Origin of the sequence: Nostoc sp. (assembly GCF_036919895.1) — a bacterium.
Taxonomy (GTDB): domain Bacteria; phylum Cyanobacteriota; class Cyanobacteriia; order Cyanobacteriales; family Nostocaceae; genus Nostoc.
In genome coordinates, this window is sequence record NZ_JBALBW010000107.1 from 23,437 (window position 1) to 49,074 (window position 25,638).

14 protein-coding genes are annotated in these 25,638 nt (G+C 42.7%); 8 read left to right on the forward strand and 6 right to left on the reverse strand.

Annotated features, from left to right (window positions below):
* Positions 1-217 precede the first annotated feature (217 nt).
* Together V7K55_RS21320 and V7K55_RS21325 are read right to left on the reverse strand one after the other, a co-directional pair.
* On the reverse strand, positions 218-1,708 hold the full coding sequence (locus V7K55_RS21320; protein WP_334834638.1) for a sensor histidine kinase: 1,491 nt from the start codon (positions 1,706-1,708) through the stop codon (positions 218-220).
* Between the two features lie 192 nt (positions 1,709-1,900).
* Positions 1,901-3,619: a sensor histidine kinase gene (locus tag V7K55_RS21325; RefSeq protein WP_334834640.1), complete on the reverse strand. Its 1,719-nt coding sequence runs from the start codon at positions 3,617-3,619 to the stop codon at positions 1,901-1,903.
* 233 nt (positions 3,620-3,852) lie between these two features.
* Here V7K55_RS21325 and V7K55_RS21330 point away from each other — a divergent pair, with 233 nt between their 5' ends.
* From V7K55_RS21330 to miaB, 8 genes are all read left to right on the forward strand, one after another.
* Complete coding sequence (locus tag V7K55_RS21330) at positions 3,853-4,674, forward strand: SDR family oxidoreductase (RefSeq protein WP_334834641.1); 822 nt, start codon at positions 3,853-3,855, stop codon at positions 4,672-4,674.
* Between the two features lie 412 nt (positions 4,675-5,086).
* Entirely contained in the window at positions 5,087-6,991 is a 1,905-nt protein-coding gene (gene dnaK, locus V7K55_RS21335; RefSeq protein WP_334834642.1) for a molecular chaperone DnaK, read from the forward strand.
* Between the two features lie 404 nt (positions 6,992-7,395).
* The gene (locus V7K55_RS21340) at positions 7,396-8,988 is read left to right on the forward strand and encodes an FAD-dependent oxidoreductase (RefSeq protein ID WP_334834643.1); all 1,593 of its coding nucleotides are present in this window, start codon (positions 7,396-7,398) and stop codon (positions 8,986-8,988) included.
* A 211-nt stretch (positions 8,989-9,199) separates the two neighbouring features.
* Positions 9,200-10,243 (forward strand): agmatinase SpeB, encoded by a 1,044-nt coding sequence (gene speB, locus V7K55_RS21345; RefSeq protein WP_334834644.1) that lies wholly within the window; start codon positions 9,200-9,202, stop codon positions 10,241-10,243.
* 1,013 nt (positions 10,244-11,256) lie between these two features.
* Positions 11,257-11,760, forward strand: coding sequence for a hypothetical protein (locus V7K55_RS21350; protein ID WP_334834645.1), 504 nt, complete (start codon positions 11,257-11,259; stop codon positions 11,758-11,760).
* 442 nt (positions 11,761-12,202) lie between these two features.
* Positions 12,203-13,066, forward strand: coding sequence for a hypothetical protein (locus V7K55_RS21355; protein ID WP_334834646.1), 864 nt, complete (start codon positions 12,203-12,205; stop codon positions 13,064-13,066).
* Between the two features lie 117 nt (positions 13,067-13,183).
* A complete protein-coding gene (locus V7K55_RS21360; RefSeq protein ID WP_334834653.1) occupies positions 13,184-14,440 on the forward strand; it encodes a glycoside hydrolase family 10 protein in 1,257 nt (418 codons plus the stop codon).
* Positions 14,441-14,771: 331 nt separating this feature from the next.
* Positions 14,772-16,136 carry a tRNA (N6-isopentenyl adenosine(37)-C2)-methylthiotransferase MiaB gene (gene miaB, locus V7K55_RS21365; RefSeq protein WP_334834647.1) on the forward strand — a complete coding sequence of 455 codons (1,365 nt, stop codon included), beginning with the start codon at positions 14,772-14,774 and terminating at the stop codon, positions 16,134-16,136.
* A gap of 323 nt (positions 16,137-16,459) precedes the next feature.
* Here the strand turns inward: miaB and V7K55_RS21370 are convergent, their stop codons facing one another.
* From V7K55_RS21370 to V7K55_RS21385, 4 genes are all read right to left on the reverse strand, one after another.
* Positions 16,460-20,221, reverse strand: coding sequence for a TonB-dependent receptor (locus V7K55_RS21370; protein WP_334834648.1), 3,762 nt, complete (start codon positions 20,219-20,221; stop codon positions 16,460-16,462).
* Entirely contained in the window at positions 20,218-21,768 is a 1,551-nt protein-coding gene (locus V7K55_RS21375; RefSeq protein WP_334834649.1) for a hypothetical protein, read from the reverse strand. The genes V7K55_RS21370 and V7K55_RS21375 overlap by 4 nt, the downstream gene beginning before the upstream one ends.
* Before the next feature lie 146 nt (positions 21,769-21,914).
* Positions 21,915-22,478 carry a hypothetical protein gene (locus V7K55_RS21380; protein WP_334834650.1) on the reverse strand — a complete coding sequence of 188 codons (564 nt, stop codon included), beginning with the start codon at positions 22,476-22,478 and terminating at the stop codon, positions 21,915-21,917.
* 156 nt (positions 22,479-22,634) lie between these two features.
* Positions 22,635-25,175, reverse strand: a complete 2,541-nt coding sequence (locus V7K55_RS21385; RefSeq protein ID WP_334834651.1) for a beta strand repeat-containing protein — start codon at positions 25,173-25,175, stop codon at positions 22,635-22,637.
* Positions 25,176-25,638: the final 463 nt, after the last annotated feature.

Below are 25,638 nucleotides of genomic sequence, written 5' to 3' on the forward strand. Positions count from 1 at the left end.
CCAGGGGATTAAGGGGTGATGGGTAATTTAGCGGACATGACATTAGAGGTTTTAATTACTGTTTAATTTCATGTGAGTTCGATGGATTATATTTTATCCGCATAAAAGACTTCTCCTTGCTTTGAAATTTAGTTCAAAGCAAGGAGAAGTCTTTTTAACTCACGTTAGTTTAGGTGAATATTTATAATTTAAAAAAATAGTTGATGAATCTTCACTCCTAGATTTTTGCTCCTGATTTATGTTGATTGCTAACTTCTAAGGGAAGGAAAATCGTCAAGACTTCCCCATAGTGTGGACGCTGGCGCACAATCAATTTTCCACCGATCGCCTGAAACAAATGCTTCGTTGCGGCGATATTCAAACTAATCGTACCCGTTTCTGGTTGGAACATCAGCAATTGACCAAGGGCTTTGCGAATTGGTGGGGTTGCAGGTGTAGCGGCTTTACTCGAATCTTTGCACCCAAATTGGGGCGATAACTGTAACTTAAGTTGATCTCCAGCCGGGATAACTTGTACTTGAATATGGCTACCAGAAGGTAAGCTGCGAGTGAAATTCTCTATCAAACCAGTGAGTACCTGATCTAACATCATGGGATTACTGACCACAGTTGGTAGTTGCTGGGGTAAAACAACATTTAAAGTTAAGTTCCGCCGATGTGCTGCTTGTTCCCATCGGGGAATGCTTTGCTGCAACACTTGATCTAAAGACATCGGTGTGAGTTGAGTTTTTGACGATTTTGTAGAGGCTGTAGTTTCTAGTTCTGCTGCCTTAAATAGCAACTCCATGCGGTCTATTTGCTCAGTACACTCATGATCGATAACTTTTAAGCGATCGACCACGCTACGATCTAAGTCTTGCCGCTTCAGCAACAGACGGGTCATCGTGCGAATCGTTGTTAAAGGTGTGCGGACTTCGTGAGCGAAAGCTTGGAGCAATTCTACATCAGGATTTTGGGATTGGGCATTGGACATTGAACATGGGTTATTCTCTTTGTCTTCTTTGTCCCTAGTTCCTATTCCCCACTCCCTAGTCTCTTCTGCTTCTGTTAATTCCTGAAGCAACAACTGACTAAACTGATTCATGATGCGGTAGTCTGGTGCTACCGGGGAATACTGTTCTACTAATGCATCTAGATGGGCAAAAAATTCTGGATTAGCCAGCATTACCCTGGTTCCTAGCGATCGCCAAGCTTGCTGTACTACTTCTGGCTCAAAAGAAAATGAAAATGTTTTTTTACCGTTTTTGTGGGTTGCTAAAACCAGTACTAATCTAAATTTATCAGTAAAAACTAAGCAAAACTGCTCTGCACCGAGAGGATCGGCAGGTAATAAGGGAAGTACTGATTCATGAGGAGCGACCTCTTCATTTTCTTCATTTATAGATGCGTTGGCATAGTCCAACGCAGGCATCTTATCTGGCATCTGAAATGGCATCAGTGCCAAAGGATTAAATGGTTTTGCCGTAAAAGTTACTGTTTGTAAGCTTTGAGTCAGTTTTAGCTGACTAAATAAGGGTGCGGGTGCAGCTAAAACTAATCCTTGGGTTGTGTCAACTGAAGTACCTGCTAAAGTATTTAATAGCAAGTGTTCTGTCGCAGCGAGGCTGACACGCCACTGCCGCTCTGCTTTACCAGGCGAACATTCAGCCACACTTGATTGATTTTCAGTTAAGATTTCGTTTAGACTTGGCAATATCCATTCGTACACAGGTTTTCACCCCCTAATTCAAGAGCGACTAACAGCGTCTTAAGGTAGACATTTCACTACTACCTACGAGGTTATAGCCATTTGTGTACTATTGAAAGTGGTAGAACCGAACAATTCGGGAGCAATTTCCCCTATATGGCGATGTCTACGACGGGCTACGCCTACGCACTTATTTTTCAAAAACCCTTATATTTACCCTGTTACCTGATCGTGGCGATCGCAGATTGATAATTGTGCTGATTTGCCGGCTCGAATTGGGATTGCGATCGCAAACTCTGCACCCTGTCCTGGTGATGAAATACATTCTAAAGATCCACCATGCTTTTCAGCAATTATTTGGTAGCTGATCGATAATCCCATACCAGTCCCCTTACCAACTGCTTTCGTAGTGAAAAAAGGGTCAAATAAGCGCGACTGGATTTCTTTTGGAATTCCCGATCCATTATCAACAATCCGAATCACGGCAAATTCATTTACCTGTTGAGAAGAAATGCGAATCAAGGGATTTGGACAAAGTTCTTTTTGGAAAGCCTCTTCTAAAGCATCGATTGCATTTGTCAAGAGGTTCATAAATACCTGATTCATTTGCCCTGCAAAACACTGGATTTTAGGCATTTCACCATATTCTTTAACCACTTGAATTTGAGGGCGATTATTTTGTGCTTTGAGCCGATGTTGCAAAATTAGCAGAGTACTTTCGATTCCTTCATGCAGATCTGCTGTTTTAAACTCAGCTTCATCCAAACGAGAGAAGATTCGGAGACTGAGAACGATTTCCCGGATGCGTTTAGCCCCCATTTTCATTGAGGTTAACATCTTAGGCAAATCTTCTATTAGGTACTCAATATCGGTCAGTTGGTTAGCATTTTGAATTTCTGGCTCTGGATAGGGGTAGTATTTTTGATAAAGCTTAATTAACAGCAACATCTGTTGAGTGTAATCATCAGCGTATTCGAGGTTGCCGTAGATAAAGTTAACCGGATTGTTGATTTCATGGGCAACTCCCGCCACTAGTTGACCTAGACTGGACATTTTTTCAGATTGAATTAATTGGATTTGGGTTTTTTGTAGGTCTTTCAGAGCTTGCTGAAGTTCTGCTTCTGCCTGCTGGCGCTCGGTAATTTCATCTCGTAATTGTTCGTTAGCATTGACTAACTTATTTCTAGAATGTTGCAAATCGTCTGCCATTTTATTGAACGAGGTTGCTAACTCGCCAACTTCGTCCTGAGAGTGAATACTAACTCTGGTATCCAACTTTCCTTCAGCCAGATATAGCAAAGCTTGCTGGAGTTGTTTAATCGGTTTTGAGATACTTATAGAGATCAAATAGCCTGCTAATAATGCCAGAATGCCACAAGCCAAACTGATGACCGATGTCACAACAATATTTTTTTCGGCTGTTGCTAGTGCTACTTTATAAAGCGGTGTATATTCCAGAATGACTGCACCAAGTGTTTCACCCTTGCTAGTCTTAAAAGCAACAGCAATCAATTGAATCCCCTGTGGGTACTCAGGACTAGCCTCAATATATGTTCTTGGTATACCATCTTGAATAGTTTTACCAACTTCATTATTGCGATCCTCATCTAATCGCGTACCGATATCTTCTGCAACTACATCTGCCAGAATGATTTTATTGCGATCTACAATCTCCAGATCGCGTTGACGTTGCTTGTGTAGCGATTGAACATGCTCTTGTAAGTGGGCTAGCATCTCCTGGCGCGATCGCATTTCGTGGGATTCAAGCTCATGACTCACGAAATATCCCAGTAGTCCAGCAACTTCTTCAGCCTCTTGTTGAGCAAGGTACTTAGCTATCTTCAATTGTTGATGGGCACTAATTGCACCAACGATTACTGAGAGAGTAGCCATTCCTAAAATACCCGCAATTAATTTTTGACTAATTTTCATTCCTTGCTCGAAACCTCAAGTGCTGGCTACTGTGCTGATTTAGTTTTGGGGAGTTTGCCCTGATTTTAAAATTCCCACATGTGTGCCTAAAAGCTACAAAGTCAACAGCTATTAGCCAAATTTTTAACTGGAAGTCTCTAATTTGGGTCTATCTTGGCGATCCCTTCTTTGCGAGAGACAACGCGATCGCATTTTTTGAGTAGATTAAAAATAGACTATCTCAAAGGCAATTTATGACTTCTTTTGAAACTTCAGCTGAAGATTTGGTACTAGTTGCTGGTGCTACTGGTGGAGTGGGGCAACTGGTAGTAGGCAAACTCCTAGAAAAGGGTTGGAAAGTTCGTGTTCTAACACGCAATGCCGCAAAAGCCGAAGAAATGTTTAACAAAAGAGTGGAAATTGCTATTGGTGACATCCGTCAGCCAGCTACACTCACAGCCGCAACGCAAAATGTCACCCACATCATCAGTTGTGCTGGAACCACCGCCTTTCCCTCTGCGCGATGGGAGTTTGACCAAACCCCAAACTTGCTTGAATGGGGAATCACTTTCCTTAACCCTAAATCTAGCCAAGCAAAAGCAAAGAATAGTCCGGCTAAAGTTGATGCCCAAGGTGTCAGCAACCTAGTTACAGCAGCACCCAGAAATTTGAAGCGATTCGTTTTCGTCTCTTCCTGTGGAATTCTCCGTAAAAATCAGTTTCCTTTTAGTATTCTTAATGCTTTTGGTGTCTTAGATGCCAAACAAAAGGGTGAGGAGTCCATTATTAATTCAGGATTACCCTACACCATCATCCGCCCAGGACGCTTGATTGACGGGCCATATACATCATACGACCTCAACACACTGCTAAAGGCAAAAACAGGGGGTAAATACGGTGTTGTCGTAGGCACTGGGGATACACTTTCAGGTGATGCCAGCCGGATTGATGTAGCAAACGCTTGTGTGGAATGCCTTTTTCAGCCAAGTACTTCCAGGAAAATTTTTGAACTAGTCAACCAGGGACAAAGACCACCTGTGATTGATTGGAAAACTCTTTTCTCTCGACTTAAGTAACTGCTAAGTGCTGAGTGATATTTTATCCAATCCCCAATTCCCAATCCCTAATTCCCAATACTTTACCTCTAAAGACGGCAAACACCACTCTGATGTTACGGTTCACCCTAATTACTGAAAGTATTAATTCTCATACATTAGACAGAGTGAAGGCAAATTGATCCATGAACCAACTAAAAACACAATTTAGTTAGTTTAACCGTCCCAAGCAAGGTTCGGGAAACCACCCTTCATGGACTGGCTACCACTAAACTTCAGTATATATATCAGCATAGTCTGGAGTTTTAACCCCAGGAAAGCCAAATCAAAGGTATTCATGCTGAATTGGCTGATTTATTGACCTGTTGGTTCAAAATTTAGTCCTTTTTATTCTCATTCATTCATTTGTAGTTATACGGAGCCAGCACCTAAAATGGCAAAAGTAGTTGGAATTGACTTAGGAACAACAAACTCCTGCGTGGCAGTGATGGAAGGTGGTAAACCTACAGTAATTGCTAATGCTGAAGGTTTTCGGACAACGCCATCAGTAGTAGCATTTGCGAAAAATGGCGACAACTTGGTTGGCCAAATCGCTAAACGCCAAGCGGTGATGAACCCCGAAAATACGTTTTACTCAGTCAAACGCTTTATCGGTCGCCGCTACGATGAAGTAAGTAACGAAGCAACTGAAGTTTCTTACAAAGTTCTCAGCAGCAACGGCAATGTAAAATTAGATTGTCCGATAGCTGGTAAACCGTTTGCTCCTGAAGAAATTTCTGCAAAGGTTCTTCGCAAACTAGTTGAAGATGCCAGCAAATACTTGGGTGAAACTGTCACCCAAGCTGTAATCACCGTTCCCGCATACTTTAACGACTCCCAACGGCAAGCGACAAAAGATGCTGGTAAAATCGCCGGAATTGAAGTTCTGCGAATTATCAACGAGCCAACTGCTGCTTCTCTAGCTTATGGGTTTGACAAGAAGAGTAACGAAACCATCCTCGTATTTGACCTTGGTGGTGGTACCTTCGACGTATCTGTGCTGGAAGTAGGAGATGGAGTTTTTGAAGTACTAGCAACATCTGGGGATACACACCTTGGTGGTGACGACTTTGATAAAAAAATAGTTGACTTCTTAGCTGAAAAGTTCAAGAAAGCCGAAGGCATTGAACTACGCAAAGATAAACAAGCTTTACAACGTCTGACTGAAGCCGCAGAAAAAGCCAAAATTGAGCTTTCTAGCGTTACTCAAGCAGAAATTAACCTGCCATTTATCACCGCTACCCAGGATGGCCCCAAGCACCTGGATACAACCCTGACTCGCGCCACATTTGAAGAACTTTGTTCTGACTTAATCGACCGTTGCCGTATCCCTGTAGAAAACGCTCTCCGGGATGCCAAGTTAAGCAAAAGCGATATTGATGAAGTGGTGTTAGTTGGTGGCTCTACCCGGATTCCCGCAGTCCACCAGATTGTGAAGCAGGTATTGGGTAAAGACCCTAATCAAAGTGTTAACCCTGATGAAGTTGTCGCAATTGGTGCAGCTATTCAAGCAGGTGTATTGAATAATGAAGTTACTGGCATCTTACTGTTAGATGTATCACCGCTTTCTTTGGGTGTTGAAACATTGGGCGGCGTGATGACCAAAATTATCCCCCGCAACACAACAATCCCCACCAAGAAATCGGAAGTCTTCTCCACCGCAGTGGATGGTCAAACCAACGTAGAAATTCACGTCCTTCAAGGTGAACGCGAATTTTCTAACGATAACAAGAGTTTGGGAACCTTCCGCCTAGATGGTATTCCTCCTGCACCACGTGGCGTTCCTCAAATTGAAGTAGTATTTGATATTGACGCTAACGGTATCCTTAACGTCACCGCTAAGGACAAAGGTACTGGTAAAGAACAGTCCATCAGCATAACTGGTGCTTCCACCCTGGATAAAACTGATGTTGACCGGATGGTAAGAGAAGCTGAACAAAACGCTTCATCTGACAAAGACAAACGTGAGAAGATTGAACGCAAGAACCAAGCCGACTCTTTAGCATACCAAGCTGAAAAGCAGTTACAAGAATTGGGCGATAAAGTTCCCGATGCTGACAAGACCAAAGTCGAAGGTTTAGTGAAAGAACTGCGGGAAGCAGTTGCTAAAGAAGACGATGAGCAAATCAAAAAGCTCACTCCAGAATTGCAACAAGCTCTATTCGCCGTTGGTAGCAACATCTATCAACAAGCTGGTGCCGGTGCTGCACCAGGGGCTGAACCTCAAGATGGCGGTTCCACCTCTAGTTCTGGTAGCGGCGACGATGTGATTGACGCTGATTTTACAGAGAGCAAATAATTACCCTACTTATTTCGGGAAGATTATTTTGTCCCGTATTATAGCGTTTACTAATCATACAAGGTACATCATAGTGCCCTCCTCGCTTGCGGGGAGGGGGTTGGGGGTGGGGTTCTTGTACCTCACTCAACTGAGAACCGCTATATATTACCCATCCAGGTAAATGTCTGGGTGGGAATTTTTTTGGCAAAGGTATTGGTTAAGGCTAAAAATTAATATCCATGTAGGTTGAATTGAGCAAAAAGGGCGATCGCTCCACCTCTGAACACGAACCGTCGAGCAAAAAGAGCGATCGCAGCAAAATACCTAACTTTTTATATTTGATTTTAAAATTGTTGTGTCATCCTATGTAACTTGATGGCTATAGCTTTCCACATTGTCCAGCTTCCATCCAATGTACAAATATGCCAGAAACTAAATCAACACCTCATACACATACAAATACATCAACCAAAGCTGATACATTATCTGCATCTGCGATCGCCTCTTCTACCTCTCAAGAAATCTACGATGTTGTAGTGGTTGGCGCTGGGCCTATTGGGTTAGCAACTGCCATTGGCTTACGTAAACGTGGAATTGAAAATGTCCTTGTCATCGATCAAACTCGCGCCTTTCGTCAAATTGGGCAAACATTGGATCTTCTCCCCAATGGATTACAAGCTCTCAAATATTTAGATCCTAACGCTTACGAAGAAGTCAAACAAACCGGACTTGGTTTATTGAATTCCCAGCAGTCTAATGACCAGAACGCTGTCGAACCTCGTGAAGAGAATCAACCTCCAAAAAATTCACCCAAATGGATTTACAAAAACTTAAAAGGACAAATAATTAACTCAATTTCGCTTAGTTTTGATGACTGGTTTAAAGATTATGGCGAGGGACGAGTATCAATTTCTTGGTACAATTTGCAGACAACCCTCAGACAGCTACTTCCAGAAAACCGAGTTAAAGCTAATCACCGTTGCATTAATGTTGTAAATGAGCCGGAAAAAGGTTGTATCCGCATAGATTGTGTAGGTAATACCCAAATAGAAACCAACCCATACGCCTATTGGACAGATGGGCATAAACAGAACGATCCACAGCCCCCAAACTCAGATATTGCTCCTCAAGAATTAGCAACAAAATCCATTAGAGCCAAACTAATTGTTGCAGCAGACGGGATTAATTCTACAGTTCGTAGGCTGCTTTACACAGATACTCAATTTGATGATTTTGCCCGACCTGAATACTCTGGTTTTGCAGCTATATTGTGTAGGGAAATAGCTGAAGTACCAAAGGAACTATGGACAAAACTAAAAGAAGATTTCTTTCAAAACTCACCACTTGTAACAATTACTAATGATGAAATATCTGGAAATTCTGTTTGTATAAATAACATCAGGATAATTTTATATTACAGACCAACTGGTGAGGCAGGGTACATAATACATCTTGCTTTGCCTTTAGAATCGTTGCAAGGAAAATCTGAAAGTTCTTTAATTGACTTAGCTTTGCATGAGTTGGAAAAAGCAGGATTTCCTGATCCGCTCAAGCAATTAGTGCGTCTGTCTCCTCCTGCCAAAATGCAGCAGCGTCCATACTATATTCATCACGCTAGCATTTCAGATTCTTTACAAGTTTCTAACCCAACTGACCTCAATCCTGAAGCTAATCCTGCTACAATTCCACCAGCCTGGAGTGTAGGGCGAATCGTCTTAGTTGGCGATGCCGCACATGGAATGCCTCCCTTCATGGCTCAAGGAGCTAATCAAGGATTGGAAGATGCGTTAATAGTTACAACACTCATCGCTAAAATTGCTGAAGAGAATAACTGGGATAATCTGCAAGCTATAGCCAAAGCCTTCGAGAAATACGAACATCTTCGTCGCCCATTAATGGCATACGTCCAAGAGGCAACATTACAGCGATCGCCCCATTCATCAGACAAAAAGTGGCAGGAGTTCAGTCAACAGGTGTATCGCCGCAATTTCAACCAAATAATAGAAGCGTTGTAGTTAAGGGACTTCTAAGAAATAAATTACCTAAATAAACGAACCACAGAGGCACAGAGAACACAGAGGAATGAGGAGAAGAGAGTTTTTTTCGTCAGTTTTTTGGGTATTTTTTTATTTGGAAGTCCCTAACTGTCTGTGAAAAATTTTGATTACAATGCAGATGTCCACTAGGCGGCGTGCTGTCTATCCACGTAAATCCAGAAGATAATCGATGAGTAATCAACTACAAGACTACAATCCTAGCGGCGTAGGTGAAATAAATGGCAACCTCTTAGGTTTGCCCTGCGATTATGAATCTGCAAACCTAATTGTATTTGGTGTGCCGTGGGAAGTCACTGTTTCTTATGGTGCAGGAACTGCTAACGGCCCCCAGCGAGTTCTCGATGCTTCGACTCAACTAGATTTGTTCGATTTCGATAACCCTAATGGTTGGAAGCAGGGAATTTTCATGGTAGAAATTCCCCAAGATATCTTAGAGAAGAATACATACTACCGCGCCTTGGCAGCAAAAATTATTGAACGATTAGCCCAAGGTAAAGAACTCTCAGATCCACCAGATTTAACACCTGTCCTCACAGAAATTAATCAGGCTGGACAACAGGTAAATCAATGGCTGTTTGACAATTGCCAAGAAGCAATTAACAAGGGTAAGCAAGTTGCAGTTATTGGAGGAGATCACAGTTCGCCGTTAGGTTATTTCCAAGCATTAGCGGCTAACTACGCCAACTATGGCATTTTGCACATTGATGCCCACGCAGATTTACGCGATGCTTATGAGGGATTTGAGTTTTCCCATGCATCGATTATGTTTAATGCGATGAAAATACCGCAAATTTCCAAGCTAGTGCAAGTGGGTTTGCGTGATATTAGTCATGATGAAGTGCAAATGATAGACCAATCTAGCGATCGCATTATTGCATACTACGACCCAGCTATTAAACAAAAGCTTTACTCTGGAACAACTTGGCTTGATTTATGCCGAGAAATTATCAGTCATTTACCTGAGTTTGTTTACATTAGCTTTGATGTCGATGGTTTAGATCCAAAACTTTGCCCAAGTACAGGTACTCCTGTTCCAGGTGGGCTGGAATTAGAGCAAACATTTTTTCTGTTCCGGGAATTAGTCAAGAGTGGTAGAAAAATTATTGGCTTTGATATTTGTGAAGTTGGTGATGCCGAGTGGGATGGTAATGTTGGAGCGCGGGTAGTTTACAAGCTGGCAAATTTGATGGATTTATCTCAGCCAAAAATATAAACGATACAATTTTGGCAGAGTGGCAATAATACAGAATTCAAGAGGATGACAACAGCAATTCCTTGATCTCTCACCCTCGAATAATTCCTAAAACTACCAGAAACCAAGCCTGCTAATGAATTTAGGGACTTCCAGAAAATAAACTATCCAATTTATTCAGATTATATTTTTCTTACTCCCCCTGCTCCCTACCCCCAGCAAGAACTGCGGCCTTCATGATAATTCCTTAAACGGACATGATATAACGAGGCGACATCTTCGATTTACAGGTCTATCAAACGGATGATATCATGTCCGCTAAATTACCCATAAGAAAAGAACCCCACTCCGACAAAGCTATCCTTTGGCGGGGTGGGGTTCTTCGGGTCTAATAAGCAATCAAGCGGACATGATAAGCTAATCGTCATTCATTTTTCCAGAATGATTCGCTCGTAGTAAGGGCTTCAGCCCTGCTTTTATGCAACTTAAATGCTCATTAGCTTATGAGTTAATTTTAATGAAGAGAGATTTTTGCATATTGGGCTGATACCATTTCACGACTCTACACCCGCCCCAAAGTAGCTTGCAAGGGAAAATCATTGCTAGGCGACTTATCGTAGGTGACAGTAAACCATTAGCCAGTCAAGTTTTCTCGCACTTCCCAATCTTTGTTGTTAAACTAATACTGAGTATTTTTTTAACTTTATATTAAAAAATAATTACTTAACCAAGGATAGATGCGAAAATCTATGAAAATATAGTGTAATTAAATTGCTAATTCTTTACTTGCTTCCTTTTGCCTGCATTATCTTTTGCTCACATGATTTTGATGCTACCTTTACATTATTCCTTAATTATTAAGTGTGGGATAATACACAATATACTTCTTCCTTACATAATCCGTAGACTGTCATTAGTATTAAAGTAACAACTTTATCCAAATTACCCGGTCTAACACTTTTGAGTAAAAAATCATAGGGTAGAATAACTGAATATTGCTCAGATATTTTTAAAATTCAAAGCAGGATTTTTTAATGATCAGCTTAAGTAATTCGGAAAACGGCACAGTTAGCAGCACCGCAGCCACTAAAAGGCTGGCAAGGGCGATGATGGTTTCTGGTGGCGAGTTCTCGCTGATATTAGCTTGTTGTAACTGTGTTGAAAGGCAGGAGCAAGTGCTGAATCTGTTAACAGAATTTTCATCAGCAGATATCCACGAAATCCTGCTCTCACCTGCGTCTGACACATTATATACAGCAATTACAACTGCAATTGGTGCTACTCAACCCGAAGCTTTGATGGTACGGGGTTTAGAATCTGTAGTGGAAATTAACCAACTAATCATCAGTACTAACATCATGCGAGATGAGTTTCGGAAACAGTTTCAGTTTCCGTTGGTGTTGTGGGTAAATGATGAAATTCTACGTAAGCTAGTCTGGCTGGCACCAGATTTCAAAGACTGGGCAGCTAGTACCATTAGATTTGATGTACCTCACAATCAGTTAGTTGAAGCCGAACAACAAGCCATCAGTGCCTAATATTGCCTGAGCTTACTTGCAAAATCTTGTACCCGCTAGGTTGATCCGAGCAAAACCTTAGCTTTAAAATTACTTTTATTGAACCTCTGCTTACCCAGGTGAGGCAAACAGCCTTGCCAGATTTCCTCGCAAGCTATTTTTTAAAACAGGGGTATGTATTCCCTTCTCTAAAAAAATTCTCATTTTATGAAGCCTGAGCTTCTAAGTTATTACTCTATTGCCATAAAACTATAGGGAGTTTTGATTGAGTGCATTTTCATCGATAATTTATATAAGGAACAAACAATCAGTACATCAGCGTCTGTCTTTATATGTGTTTCAGAAGACATCCACTAAATTAATTCCAACTGCTGAAGTTCTGTAATTATGTATTTTATTGTCTATTAGTGTCTGGATATTATTTTTGATCTCTATAACTCTTGATTAACACCGCTATATTACTATGAAGCTCATGCTGAAAGACTACTTTAACACTAACCAAGCGCGAATTTTCACTGCTTTGATTTTGACTGGAATTTTGTCTGTTACTAGCGGTTTAACACTTATCAAAGATGCTAAAGGCGCTTCTGTAAACTTATCGCTAGAAACAAGTAATCAAGTTCTCAAAAACAATATTAAATCAAACCGCTTGCCACGTCCAGTATCTAACGCGGTACTACAAGATTTAGCCCGCAGACAGGGAATTTCAGCCAGAGAACTGCAAATTATTGATTATAATCAACAGACTTGGCGCAATGGTTGTTTGGAATTGCCTAAAGCTGATGAATTCTGTACCCAAGCGTTAATTCCTGGTTGGCTGATTGTGGTATCTAATGGCGAACAAAAGTGGATTTATCATACCAATCAGACAGGTTCCACAGTCAGGCTGAATCAAAAGGCTAGCGAAGGTACACTGTCCCCTGTGCAAATTCCAGCCAGCGAGTTACCACCACCATTAGATAGAGATGTAGTATTTCGGCAAATTTCTAGTGGTGGCTTTGCTGGTAGAACTTACGAGACTGTTTTACTCAAAGATGGGCGATTAATTCGCGTGCGGATTGGTGATGCAAATGATTCTGAACGTAGTGTTCGCCGCGTTTCTGTACAACAGGTGCAACAATTTCAGAGATTTTTAGAACGTTCTAAATTTAGTAAATTCCAAAATCTGAGTTACCCAGCCCCCAGTGGTGCTGCTGACTATATCACCTTTACTCTTACCAGCCCAGAAGGTACGGTTCAGTACAACGATATTTCTAAAGATAACCTGCCAAAGAATTTACAGACAGTAGTCAAAGTCTGGAATCATCTCGCAACCAGTGCCAAATAATAAAAATAATTCTGAATTAAGTTGATGGGATTAGATGGCGATTGTTTTAGCGCTTACAATCGAAGCGATCGCTATCTATGCCAGTTGTTCATAATTTGATAATGTCTGTAGCAAATGATGAAAAGATTTCTCAAGTGGAGTGTTGAGTTTGCTTCTTGGTGGAATATTGGCCAAAGCAGAAAGTCTGGGTTGTTTGCCGCTATAGTTACCTTGAGTGTGGTAGCTACGGTGATGCTATCATTCCCCTTGAACGCTCAAATTAATCTGCCGCGAACTGCATCTGAGTTAAGGGGGGTGTGGTTAACAAATATTGATAGTGATGTGTTATTCGAGCGCGATCGCCTCAAGGGATCTTTGCAACGCCTTGACGAACTCAATTTTAACACCGTATATCCGGCGGTTTGGAATTGGGGCTATACATTGTATCCTAGCAAAGTTGCTCAAAAAGTTATCGGGCGATCGCTCGATCCCACACCTGGATTACAAGGACGAGATATCCTCAAAGAAATTGTCGATGTGGGACATCAAAAAGGGTTAACAGTGATTCCCTGGTTTGAATTTGGCTTTATGGCACCAGCCGATTCTCTATTAGCTAAAAATCGTCCCCAATGGCTCACTAGCCGCAGCGATGGAACTCGGATTGTCAAAGATGGGAATGATAATCGCGTTTGGCTAAATCCCTTTCGCCCTGAAGTCCAAGAATTTATTCAAGATTTAATCATTGAAATTGTCAGAAACTACAATATTGACGGCATTCAATTTGATGACCATTTTGGCTTACCATCAGAATTAGGATACGATGCCTATACAGTAGCACTTTACAAAAAAGAACACCGTGGTAAAGCTCCCTCGAAAAACTTTAAAGATCCAGAATGGGTAAGTTGGAGAGCTAACAAAATCACCGAGTTTATGAAACGGGTATTTACAACCATCAAAGCTACTAAAAAAAATTGCCTAGTTTCCGTTGCTCCTAATCCCCAACGTTTTTCTTATGATTTCTTTTTAGCAGACTGGCAGAAGTGGGAACGGCTAGGAATTGTTGAAGATTTAGTTTTGCAGATATATCGAGATGACTTGAATGTTTTTATCACCGAATTAGAGTATCCAGAAGTGAAAGCGGCAAAAAGACATATTCCAGTGAGTGTAGGTATTTTGGCTGGCTTGAAAAATAAATCCGTACCGATACAGCAGATTCAGACACAAGTGCAAAAAGTACGCGATCGCAATTTTGCTGGAGTCTCTTTCTTTTTCTATGAATCTCTCTGGAATATGGGCAAAGAAAAGCCACAAGAGCGTCAGAATAGTTTCCAGAGAATTTTCCCCACACCTGTAGCTTATCCGAATTTGCTAGCTGGTTGGAAACCGCCCAGTTGACTTTCTGAACAGTTTCAAGTGTACGTTGCATTCAACTTGCTAAGGACGCAAACGATAAACTTGACAAGATTTTAGCAGAAATAAAGAACGAAAAAAATTAACTGCTGAAATTATGGGATTGACTTTGCCTCCGCAACTATACCATTTAGCGATCGCTCAACTGAGAGCATCCCCTTTTGGCGATCGCCAAAAGGGGACAATGACCCTTAATCTTGGTTGAGTCGTCATCCCAAGAAATCTTACCAGTGGTGGACTTTTAAAACATCCTCCTAAGAGCGTTATAGAATGGGAATAAACCTTATATACATTAGCTAATTAAGCAAAATTGACCATGACCACTTCTAAACGCCACTACCACATCACTACTTTCGGTTGTCAGATGAATAAAGCTGACTCAGAGCGCATGGCTGGCGTTTTAGAAGATATGGGCTTTGAATGGTCTGAAGACCCGAATAATGCAGATTTGATTCTCTACAATACCTGCACAATTCGAGATAATGCCGAGCAAAAGGTATATTCCTATCTTGGCAGACAGGCGAAGCGTAAGCATGAACAACCTAATTTAACACTGATTGTTGCTGGTTGTGTTGCCCAGCAAGAAGGCGAAGCGCTGTTGCGACGAGTTCCAGAATTAGACTTGGTAATGGGGCCACAACATGCCAACCGCCTTAAAGATTTGCTGGAATCGGTGTTTGAAGGCAATCAAGTTGTAGCAACCGAGTCGGTTCACATTATTGAAGATATTACACAGCCGCGACGGGATAGTAAGGTAACAGCTTGGGTAAATGTAATTTATGGCTGTAACGAACGCTGCACCTACTGCGTGGTTCCCAATGTGCGAGGAGTCGAACAATCTCGTATACCGTCAGCCATCCGCGATGAAATGTCAGAATTAGGACGGCAAGGTTACAAGGAAATTACTCTACTCGGTCAAAATATTGATGCTTACGGCCGAGATTTGCCAGGAACAACGCCAGAAGGTCGGCATCTGCACAACTTCACAGATTTACTTTATTACGTCCATGATGTGCCAGGGATTGAAAGGTTAAGATTTGCTACTAGCCATCCCCGTTATTTTACAGAGAGATTGATTAAGGCTTGTGCTGAGTTGCCCAAAGTTTGCAAACACTTCCACATTCCCTTTCAATCTGGGGATAATGAACTTTTAAAGGCGATGGCGCGGGGTTATACCCATGAAAAATATCGCCGCATCATCGATACCATTCGGCGGTATATGCCAGATGCCTCAATTAGTGCTGATGCGATTGTTGGTTTTCCTGGGGAGACAGAGGCACAGTTTGAAAATACCCTGAAACTGGTGGAAGATATTGGCTTTGATATGCTGAATACAGCAGCATATTCGCCGCGTCCAGGGACACCTGCCGCTTTGTGGAACAATCAACTAAGTGAAGAAATTAAAAGCGATCGCCTCCAACGGCTCAATCATTTAGGAAACTTGAAAGTAGCCGAGCGATCGCAACGTTACTTTGGACGCATCGAATCCGTTTTAGTAGAAGACCAAAACCCCAAAGATCAAACCCAGGTGATGGGACGTACTGATGGTAATCGTTTGACATTCTTTAATGGCGACATCAAAGAATTGAAAGGGCAGTTAGTAAAAGTAAAAATTACCGAAGTTCGCCCTTTTAGCTTGACAGGTGAACCAGTTGAAGTCAAACAACCCTTGTCTGTCTAATGAAAATGTTTTGGGCGACTTCTAGTCGCTTTACAAACTTATAGTGATTCTCGTTTGGATGCAACACATTAGGGACACACGCTCATTGGTGTCAACTTAAGCTCAAATGCTTATTTCACAGGCATTTTACCCCACCCCTCAATCCCCTCCCCTTACTAAGGGGAGGAGAGGTTTTGCGTCAGCAAAGCTGGGTTGGGGTGACGCGGATCGCGATCAGAGGTGAGTGAACTCAAGATCGTTTCTTCACAAGGGTTTCACGTTTGATACTAATGAGCATCGCTGTACCCCTACGAATGCTCTGTATTTTATGCAATTGAGAACCACTATAGTTTCGTAATTTCTCTATTTCGTAATTTCTTTATCAGGCTTTGCACCGTGGATTCTGGTTGCTGACGTGGCACCGGCTTTTGTTGTCCAAAGCCCTCAAATAATTCATCCAGTTTAACCGTGAAACCCAAATATGCTCCACCTGCGGAACGTGTCCCAGAAAAATCCCGGTCATCAACTTTCCCAAACACATATCCAGCCGAAAGGCGCAAATTAGGAGTGAGATAATAGCCTGTTTCTACCACAAAACCTGTCTCACTGTAGTTAGATTGACCAATCCAACGAGCCTCACCAACTAAATCCCAGCTATATCCCAAACGATAGGTAGCTCGTAATTGTCCCAGATTAACCGTACTTGTACCAATTAAATCGTTAGCCAAATAAGAAGTACTGTTACGCAAAGCATACTTACCATAGAATTCCCATTGCCAGTTAGGAGCGTAAATAGCTTCTAATGCAAAGGTATGGTCTTGGGAACCTGTACCACTTCCTAACAGGATAGTGTCAGGAATAATCGCCGGATTTTGGCGATATTCATAACGCAACAAAGCATTAAATTTATCGCTATTGGGGTCGCGGTAAGCTAAACCCAACTTCAGGTTAGCGGTATCTCCCAATCCTGACAGCTTTTGATTGGAAGAGTTTGCCTGTTGATAGCGTACCAAAGCTGTGAGAGCCGGAGAAATTTTCCCTGCGGCACCTGCGGTAATTACTGTATTGCTACCACCAGAAGAAGTGCGATGTTCGTAACGAGCGCTGGCTTGAAACTGGGGATTATCAGAGTATTCTAGCCCAACACTGTAACTATCTCCACCTTCAAATCCGATCGCAGATGCTGATTGACCAAAGGCATAGGGTTGGGCATATTGTTGACCCGCCGCAGTTCGTCCAAAGAAGTTGCCAAATATGTGTTCGTAAGCTAAATTCAGCCGCAATCCCGAAGCAATAGTCCAGCGGTTATTTAAACCTATTGCTCCTTGGGTAGTTAGTTCATTAGCACCACCTAAAATTGAGTAACGACCAGTCAAAGTAGTATCGGTTCCGAGTTTGTGTTCGCCATTGACACTTAAGCTGGTGATGGAATTACCCGAAAATTGACCGCCAGTGTAAAACTGTTGAGCCAGACTGACACTGACACCAGGAATTAATGCCCAATTCAACCCTAAGATGGTGCGGTCTGGGTAAACTGTATCTTTTTGGGAAGATAAACTGAGTTCATTTTGAGCTTGGAAAGTCAGGTTCTTAGCGATGGGAACTGTGAAACGCGATCGCAATTGATCGGAATTACTACTTAAGGCGTTGTCAGAAATTCGGTCTTCCCGACGACGATGAATCCAATCCACATCCAAAGTGGCACTACCCAAGCGTTGTTGAATCCCAGCCGAAATCGTCGTCAGAGAATTATCAACTTGGCTCCCAGGTATAGCCTCAGAACGGGGTGCAAACAGTTCTTCAAAGGTGTCTAGGGGTTGGGGAGCAATCCCAAAATTGTCTTCGTGGTCATATTGCGCCCTGACATTGGTACTTGAGGTGAGTCTAGCTGTAACCTGCGCCCCATAACGGGTTTGTCCTGGAACAAAGCTAATAGTGGCATTGTTGACAAAACCTGTATCAGCAAAGCGATAATAGGCTCGACCTTGAATCCCATTGGCAATTTCTCCCTCAGCTTCCAATCGGTACGCATCACCACTGACTTTTCCCACAACATCAGAATCATTCATGGAATGGGCATATTCTGCGATTAACTTGCCTTTTTCACCCAAAGCGATCAGCGCATCTGCACCGTAGAGTTGAAAATCACGCACCCCATGATTTTCTTGGAGGTAAGTTGCTCCTATCCAACTTTCTTGATTGAGTTTCCGGGAAAGGTTATATTGCAAACGACCAGCAAAGATATTGCTATCAGAGTTTTGGTCGTCGTATTGATAAGTAACAACAATCCGGCGTACCAATACTTGTCCAGTTTGATCGATATCTGTACGAAGAATCGGTTCGCGGAATAATAAAGTACCGCGATCGTAATCGATTTCGTAGTCTGGGCCTCGGTTAAGCTGTTTGCGTTCTAATACAGTTCCAGGACGATTTAGTTCTTCTAACTCGATAAAGACATTCTCACTACCTGCTTGTAATATTCTGCGAGAGAGGAAGTAATAACCACTAGTACCATCGGGAGCAATGGTATCCCGTTGAAATCCCTCTAAGTTGTTGCCATAAAAGCCGGAAATTTGTAAGTTTCCTAAGTTGTAGTTAGCTTTAAAGCCGTGGAGTTGACGGGTGATAGAAGTAAATTGCTGCGATCGCCTTGCAAACTCTTCTGTGTTGTAGTCACCCCACATAGCATAATCAGGATCGGAGCCGGGGATACCATTTGAACGCTCAAAACGCAAAAATACACTGTCAATAGAAGGAGCGACCACATCAACTTTCGAGCTATCGCCATAGACAGGATAGTTTTGCTCGCTGGATTGGTAAGTTCTAAATAGGCGATTATCGCAGTTGCAATCTTCATTCAGATTACGAGAACTGTTATATGCACCTGTAAACAACCATTCCCCGATCGCACCAGTGGCAAATATCGCTGAATGAAAATCTAATTGTGTGCCGTTATCTTTGTTAGGAGGGAGGAAATCACGAAAACTGCCATAATAATCTGTCCCTCTCGCGCCCAAACGTAAATCTATTACCCCTGTTACCAAACTGGGACGCAGTGCAGTTTCAAATTGCAATTGGGTAAAGGCTTCCAAATCATTAGCGATCGCCCGAATTGTCACAGTTTGCGCTTTTAATTGCGATCGCAAAATCGCAGTAAATTGCCCCCCTTTTGCCGCCACTTGAAATCCGGGTTCATCGGGTTTGAAGTCTTTCCCAACCAACTCCCCAGCAGTAGGTATCAAGGTGATAACAGCATCACGATTAGAGCGATTGCCATTTGCATCAATGAGTTGACCCTTGATGGTGGCTGTAGAACGTCCATCCGCCGGGATACGGGACTCAACTGTTTCTAAGGTTAGTCGCTGTGCCGCTCCTCGGACTGCAACTTGCACTGTTACAGGGGGTTCTGTTCCTCCAACTGCTTGTGCAGAGATAGTGTTATTACCTTCCTTTAAGGAGACACCATACCATGTCTGCGTTACCAAGTTAGTATTGGCCTCAGTTTCCGTCCGTCCCACTAAGGAAGGATCTACCAACACACCATTTACCCGCAATTCCACTTGACTACCAGCAGGGAATTGCAAAATTACTGTGGTAGCTTGTACATCTACAACACTGTTAGCCGTCGGAGTCAGGATTTTGATTGCTCCAGAAATGGAGGGAGGGGGAATTTCCTCTTTGGCTTCAACTATTCCGGCTATTTTGCGTAAACCTCTGGGTAAAGTAACAGAAGTTGCTGGTTGAAATGGTTGTATTTCCGTTGGAGAAGTTTGCAACTGTCTCTCACTGTTTTGGCCTTCGTCCTTTTTATCTCCTCTGGGTAAAGTAATAGAAGTTGCTGGTTGAAATGGTTGTATTTCCGTTTCAAGAGGTAGAAACTGCTGCTCGGAACTTCCCAACAGATCGGGAGAATTTGAATTTATGCTTTTTTCAGCAACTCTATTCTGCTCTATACCCTTGTCTGCTTGCGAAGGGAAAAAGAGGTTTTCACTAGCTGATTCTGCTTTGACTATGGCAGGATACAAAACAAGACTGAGAGCTATTACTGGCATTACCCCCATCATCTTCAGATTAAATCTAGTTTCACAGTGCAGTCTGGGTTTCATTTCTTGACTGGCTCCTGGAATGTGGGGGTAACTGCGAAGTTCATGCGTACCAAACCACCAGGTTCTAAATGCACCAAGCGAGATTGGCTATTGCGTTCGCGGAATTTTTCGTTGTGAGCTAGGGCGTAACCGGGTACACTGCTGAGGTCTAGTACACCTGTGTGGTATCCAGGTAAGGCATTAGCTAAGGAGAACAAACCATTAGGATCTGTAGTGATGCGGTTTCCGTCCTCTAGAAAAATCACTGCATTGGGGATTCCCATCTCACCCCGTTGTTGTTCGCCATCAAAGTTTTTATCAACAAACACGCGACCGATAATCGTGCCACAATCAGAGACGATTCCTGAACGAATTTTCAACTGATGGGTTGCAGGGCCATCCTTGGTGCTAAAACGGTTATCAGCCCGTTGACCATTGACGATCGCACTATTACGACCATTACCGCGCAGAGAATCGGCTGTTAGTTGAGCAGCATAGGCAATATTCAAGACTTTATCAGTGGGAATCGTTACGTCTGTCCTGAAAATCACCGTGTTCCCATTGCGTTCTGAGGTGAGAGTAACTGCTTGACCATCCAACTCTCCCCGCACAGATTTAGGTAAAAATTGGAATCCTAAAGGTAGGCTGTCGGTGATAAATATATTATTCAAACCAGCATCAGCGAGATTTTTTACCGACAGACGGTAGATTACCGTATCTCCAGGTTCAGCAGCAGCGCGATCGCCTGTTTTGATAATCTGCAACTGATTGGCTTGGCACAAATTTGTGCTGAATTCAAAGGCTAATAAATTTAGTCCCACAACTTCTGCATTAGGAACTAAAACAACTGTTTGCTCTACCCTGGTTTCACCTGTGGTACTTATTGGTTGACCATCCAGAGAAGTAGCAACATATCGCACGACCTCATTACCTTGTGTGCCAGTACTACCAATGATTTCAATCTTGATTCGCCGTTGTTTGTAGATAGAATTTGGTGGTGGATTAACTACAAAAATGTAAATTCTACCTGGATCGATTTGACCCTTATTCGGATCGAGTAGGAAATTGTAGACACCCGCAGGGTTATTCGTAACGAAATAAGGGTTACTATTCTCGGTATTTGGCGATTTCCCACCAGGAACGTTGTTATTAGGAATATCGGGTAACTCTGTTCGAGTCAAAGAAACCAAGCTGCCCAATTCTGTACCCGTTGGGTCGCTAGAATTAGGTTCGTATACCCCAACTGAAAAACCTGTATAGTCAGATAAAATAGTGCCGGCGCAACCTAAAATCCGCCCTAATGGATCGAATAATCGGCTAGGAGTAACATTAAGCTGACTAGAACTTCCTTGATATTGATAATTAGTAACAGAGTCTGTATAAGTATAAGTAGCTTGATTTATTAATGGCAAAGATGCAGCTAGATTGTTAGTCTGCTGGGCGTTCGCTGGTATAGGTGTAATAGTATGCAAAAAACTTCCCAGAAGAACAGTAGCTGTTAACCGTCGCCACCAGCTACTGCAAGAAGTAATTTGTTTTTGGTTTTGAAGACGGCTCACAGAACACATCTCCTCTGAAATGTCAAGCCTGTTGTTAATAAAAGCACTTATTTATTTCTGGAAATCCAGAATTTTTAAATGGTGTAAATCTCGTTTCGGAAGCAGCAGCAATTCCCTTAGCGTTCGCAGAAAATCTTCTCCAATCCCCAACCCAATTAGCGCACTTGGGTTTGATAAGTCGCTGATACCGTTGTCTTAGCTGCAAGTAACGGAATCTGCAAACGGATATGGGTGTAAGCAATGGCTGGTGCTGGTTTGGTTTCCACTTTGCCCCCAGGAAGAGTAACTTTCACAGTGGGATTTTCAACAAAGCTGCGCCCACCATCAATGCTGTAAATGACTTTGGCATTATTGGGGACATTTGCAGATTTCAGCACGTAGACCATTCCTTTGGGAATAGGTTGATTAAGAGTTAAATTCTTCACTGAGCGATCGCTCTTATTTTCGCCACTCAAGGTATATCGCAACACATCCCCCGGACGTACCACGGCTTGACCTTTCAAAGGTTCCCATTTCTGGCTTTGCTTACCCTGCTGATCTTGGGCTACCACTTGCTTTTCTACTTCTAAACGCAGTTGTATTTGCCCTTGAGTTTTGATATTCTGAGCAACAGCACTATCTGAGTGCCATCCATTTGCGATTCCTGGAATTTGACCGATAAATGGAACTGTAGCAATGAGAGCAAACGCTCCTAAACCTGCAAGAGAAACACGCTTCATACAAATAACCTCAAAAAACTTTCAGAATGCTGATTGTTGACTTATCTTTCCCTGCTTTTGCCAAGAAATAGTCACTCTCCTATTTGCTTGCTGTTTAAGGGTTGGGGAGTGAGGTAAACTAATTGCAGCGATCGCTCATTCCCCATTCCCAACGAATTAGTTCACCTTGCGTTGGAAGGTAAATGTTCTTTGAATACCCGGTGCGATCGCGCCAGTTACACTATCTACATACTTGGTAATATCTGCGTTTACTGTAGTTCCGGTTTGGTCGATGCCAGAAGTATTAGCTGGATTACCACTGAAGAACTGGATAGTTGCAGTTCCAGAATCCTTAGCTGAACCAACAATGTTGCTAGTATCAATTTGACCACTGGTATCGTTGTCTAATGCCCAGTTGTTGGGGCTTTGCGTACCATCTTCAATAATCACCACTTTGTTAGCATTCAAAATCACGTTACCGGTTCCAGATTGAGGATCGGAAATATTTGTGTACTGAATTTGATACTCAATAATATTCCCCGGTGCAGGTTTCTTCGGATCGATACTGAATGTACCGTCATTCCCCTGAACTACAGGCCCAGTTCCTTGTAAGACTCGTGACTTTTTCAGCAGTTTCAAGAAACCAGTGTAAACGCGATCGATAGTAATGTTGGATGAATCAAAGATATTATCGTTGCCACTATCTTTGATTCCATCAGCGTTGGTATCCGTTGTGTAGTTGTCAATAGAAGCAGTAATGGGTACTGGGAAGCCTCTGTTAATATCAGTAGATAACTGCGTGCCTGGAGGTAAATCAACTTCCACACCGTAGTTGATACTTGCACCAGGAGCAACGTTGGGGATTGTAATTGCTGTACCAGGTGTTGTAAACACTCCATTATTGTACGTATAGACAGCAGACTGACTATTATAGGTAATAGTTACCTTCGTACCATTTGGCAAATCTCCTATAGTTGCTGGTGGCGTTGGTTCTATCTTCAATAAGCCTGCATCAGTACCACTATTCTTAATTGTGTTGGTGAAACCAACTGATTGAGGATCGAGTGTACTACCAGGTGCTGTACCAGCAGGAACGAGAGAAGATTTGTTCGTGAAGTCATCGTTAGTCAGACCCGATGGCCCAGTGGCATCCGGGGCATTCAGCGGCCCGTTGAGTAATGCTGAGGCAACAGGTGCTTGCACTGTGAAGACGTTTGCCTCACCACCAGTACCAGTACCACTGTTGTTATTACCCGTGTCAGTTCCAGTTTCTGGAGATGTTGGAGTATTAATATAGCCATCATCAACACTAGCAGGTGGTAAAGCATCGGGAACACCATCATTATTGGTATCAGTACCCGCAGGAGGTGTCATATTGCCTGGGGAACCGTCGTAGTTGCTGGGATTTTGGTCGCCAGAGTCATCGTATACTGGGAAATTGTTGGTAGGTGTTTGACCAAATAATTGAGCGATATTAGCGACGGTTAAGGGTGAAGTTGCAGTTGATTTAACAGCTAGCTGAATTGAGAAGCCATTTACCGTTGTACCAGGAGCGATGGAAGTAATAGTCGCTGGATTATTGATAAAACCAACGCGGGTAACTGAGGCCAGAGAGGCTGGTGCAGTCGTAGTCCAAGTAGCTGTATTAGCATTAGTTGTAACTGGACTAATGGTATAAACAGTTTGCCAACCAGGAGGTGGAGTTGGTGCTACTGCCAAATCTGTACCCGCAGGAATCGCATCGGAAACTAAAATATAGTTGCCAGCAGCACCATTAACATTGATGCTTGTACCCGTCAAAGCTGCTGGCGTAATTCCCTGCCCTGTGGGATCGTTAGACTCAACTCGCAAACTCAAATCATAAGTCAGCTTGTCATCTGTAATCGCAGTTGTGCCAGCATTGTTATAGCCACTGCGAACCTTAAGAATGGTAGCTAGAGCATAAGTCTTCAGCGTTAAACCAACCTTAATTTGCTCGGTGGCGCTAGCTTCTCGTGTACCATTAACTGGCACGCCAGTTACCTCACCAGTAATACTACCATCGGGGTTATCTACGGTGAACACGTCACCACCATCAGGACTCCGCAGTTGGTTTTGAGCATCACCAGGGGTATTACCAAGGGTAACGGTGATTATGTCGTTGGTTTGAGCGCCATTCTGGACAGTAACCGGTACACGCACCAATACAGTACCACCAACTGGAACCGAGGGTGTGTCTACGCCGCCTTGCGGGATGTTTGTCCACGTTTGACCGCCGTCGGTGCTATATTGCAGGCTATTAGCTGTACCACCATTTGGTAATGTGCCAGAAACTGTACCCGGCCCGGTTGTTGTCGCTTGGTTAGGAATGTGGAATTTGCTGGGGTCGTTACCTACGTTGGTCAGGGTATAGGTGTAGATTAGTAAGTCGCCAACCTGAACTGTTGTATTAGTAGGGCTAGTAGTGGCATCTGTTACACCAGATGCTGTAACGGTAATACCAGCAACCTCTGCTACAGTGACAACTACAGTGTTAGACGTGGCATTAATTGTTGTCCCTGGACTGTTAGGATCTTCGTAGGTTGCTGTCGCGGTGTTACTGATAGATGTACCCGCAGTAGTTCCGTCAGCTAATACAGGTGTAACAAATTGGAAAAAGCTACCAGTCAATAATGCTGTTGCTACTAGAGATTGGTAGATCTGACGCTGCTTGTTGATAGATTTATTTCGATTTACCATAAAAGTTGTTTATTTCTTTGCTTTTAATTTTGGGTTTTGAGACAGTAAAAAGTTCGACAATTCTTTAAAGAATTAGCGACTACATTTCCCCCACAAATTAAGTTTTCGGGGAGCGCATATTTGACCTGTTCAATTATTGACACTCCTTAAAAACTACATTGAAGCAATAAGCAGAAATAATTTGCCTACTTGTTTTACGCTTAATGTTTGAGGATCAATGCTATAGCGTTTCCTAATCAAAAGAGGTACATCACAGCCCCCTCCTCGCTTGCGGGGAGGGGGTTGGGGGTGGGGTTCTTGTATCTCACCAGACCGGGAAACGCTATAATAGGGACTTCTAAATAAAAAAATACCCAAAAACTGGTTAAAAAACTCTCTTCTCCTCATTTCTCTGTGTTGCGCCAGGTGCTACAAACTCCTCCACCCCCGCAACGCACTGGCTTCTCTGTGCGGCAGTCGCTCA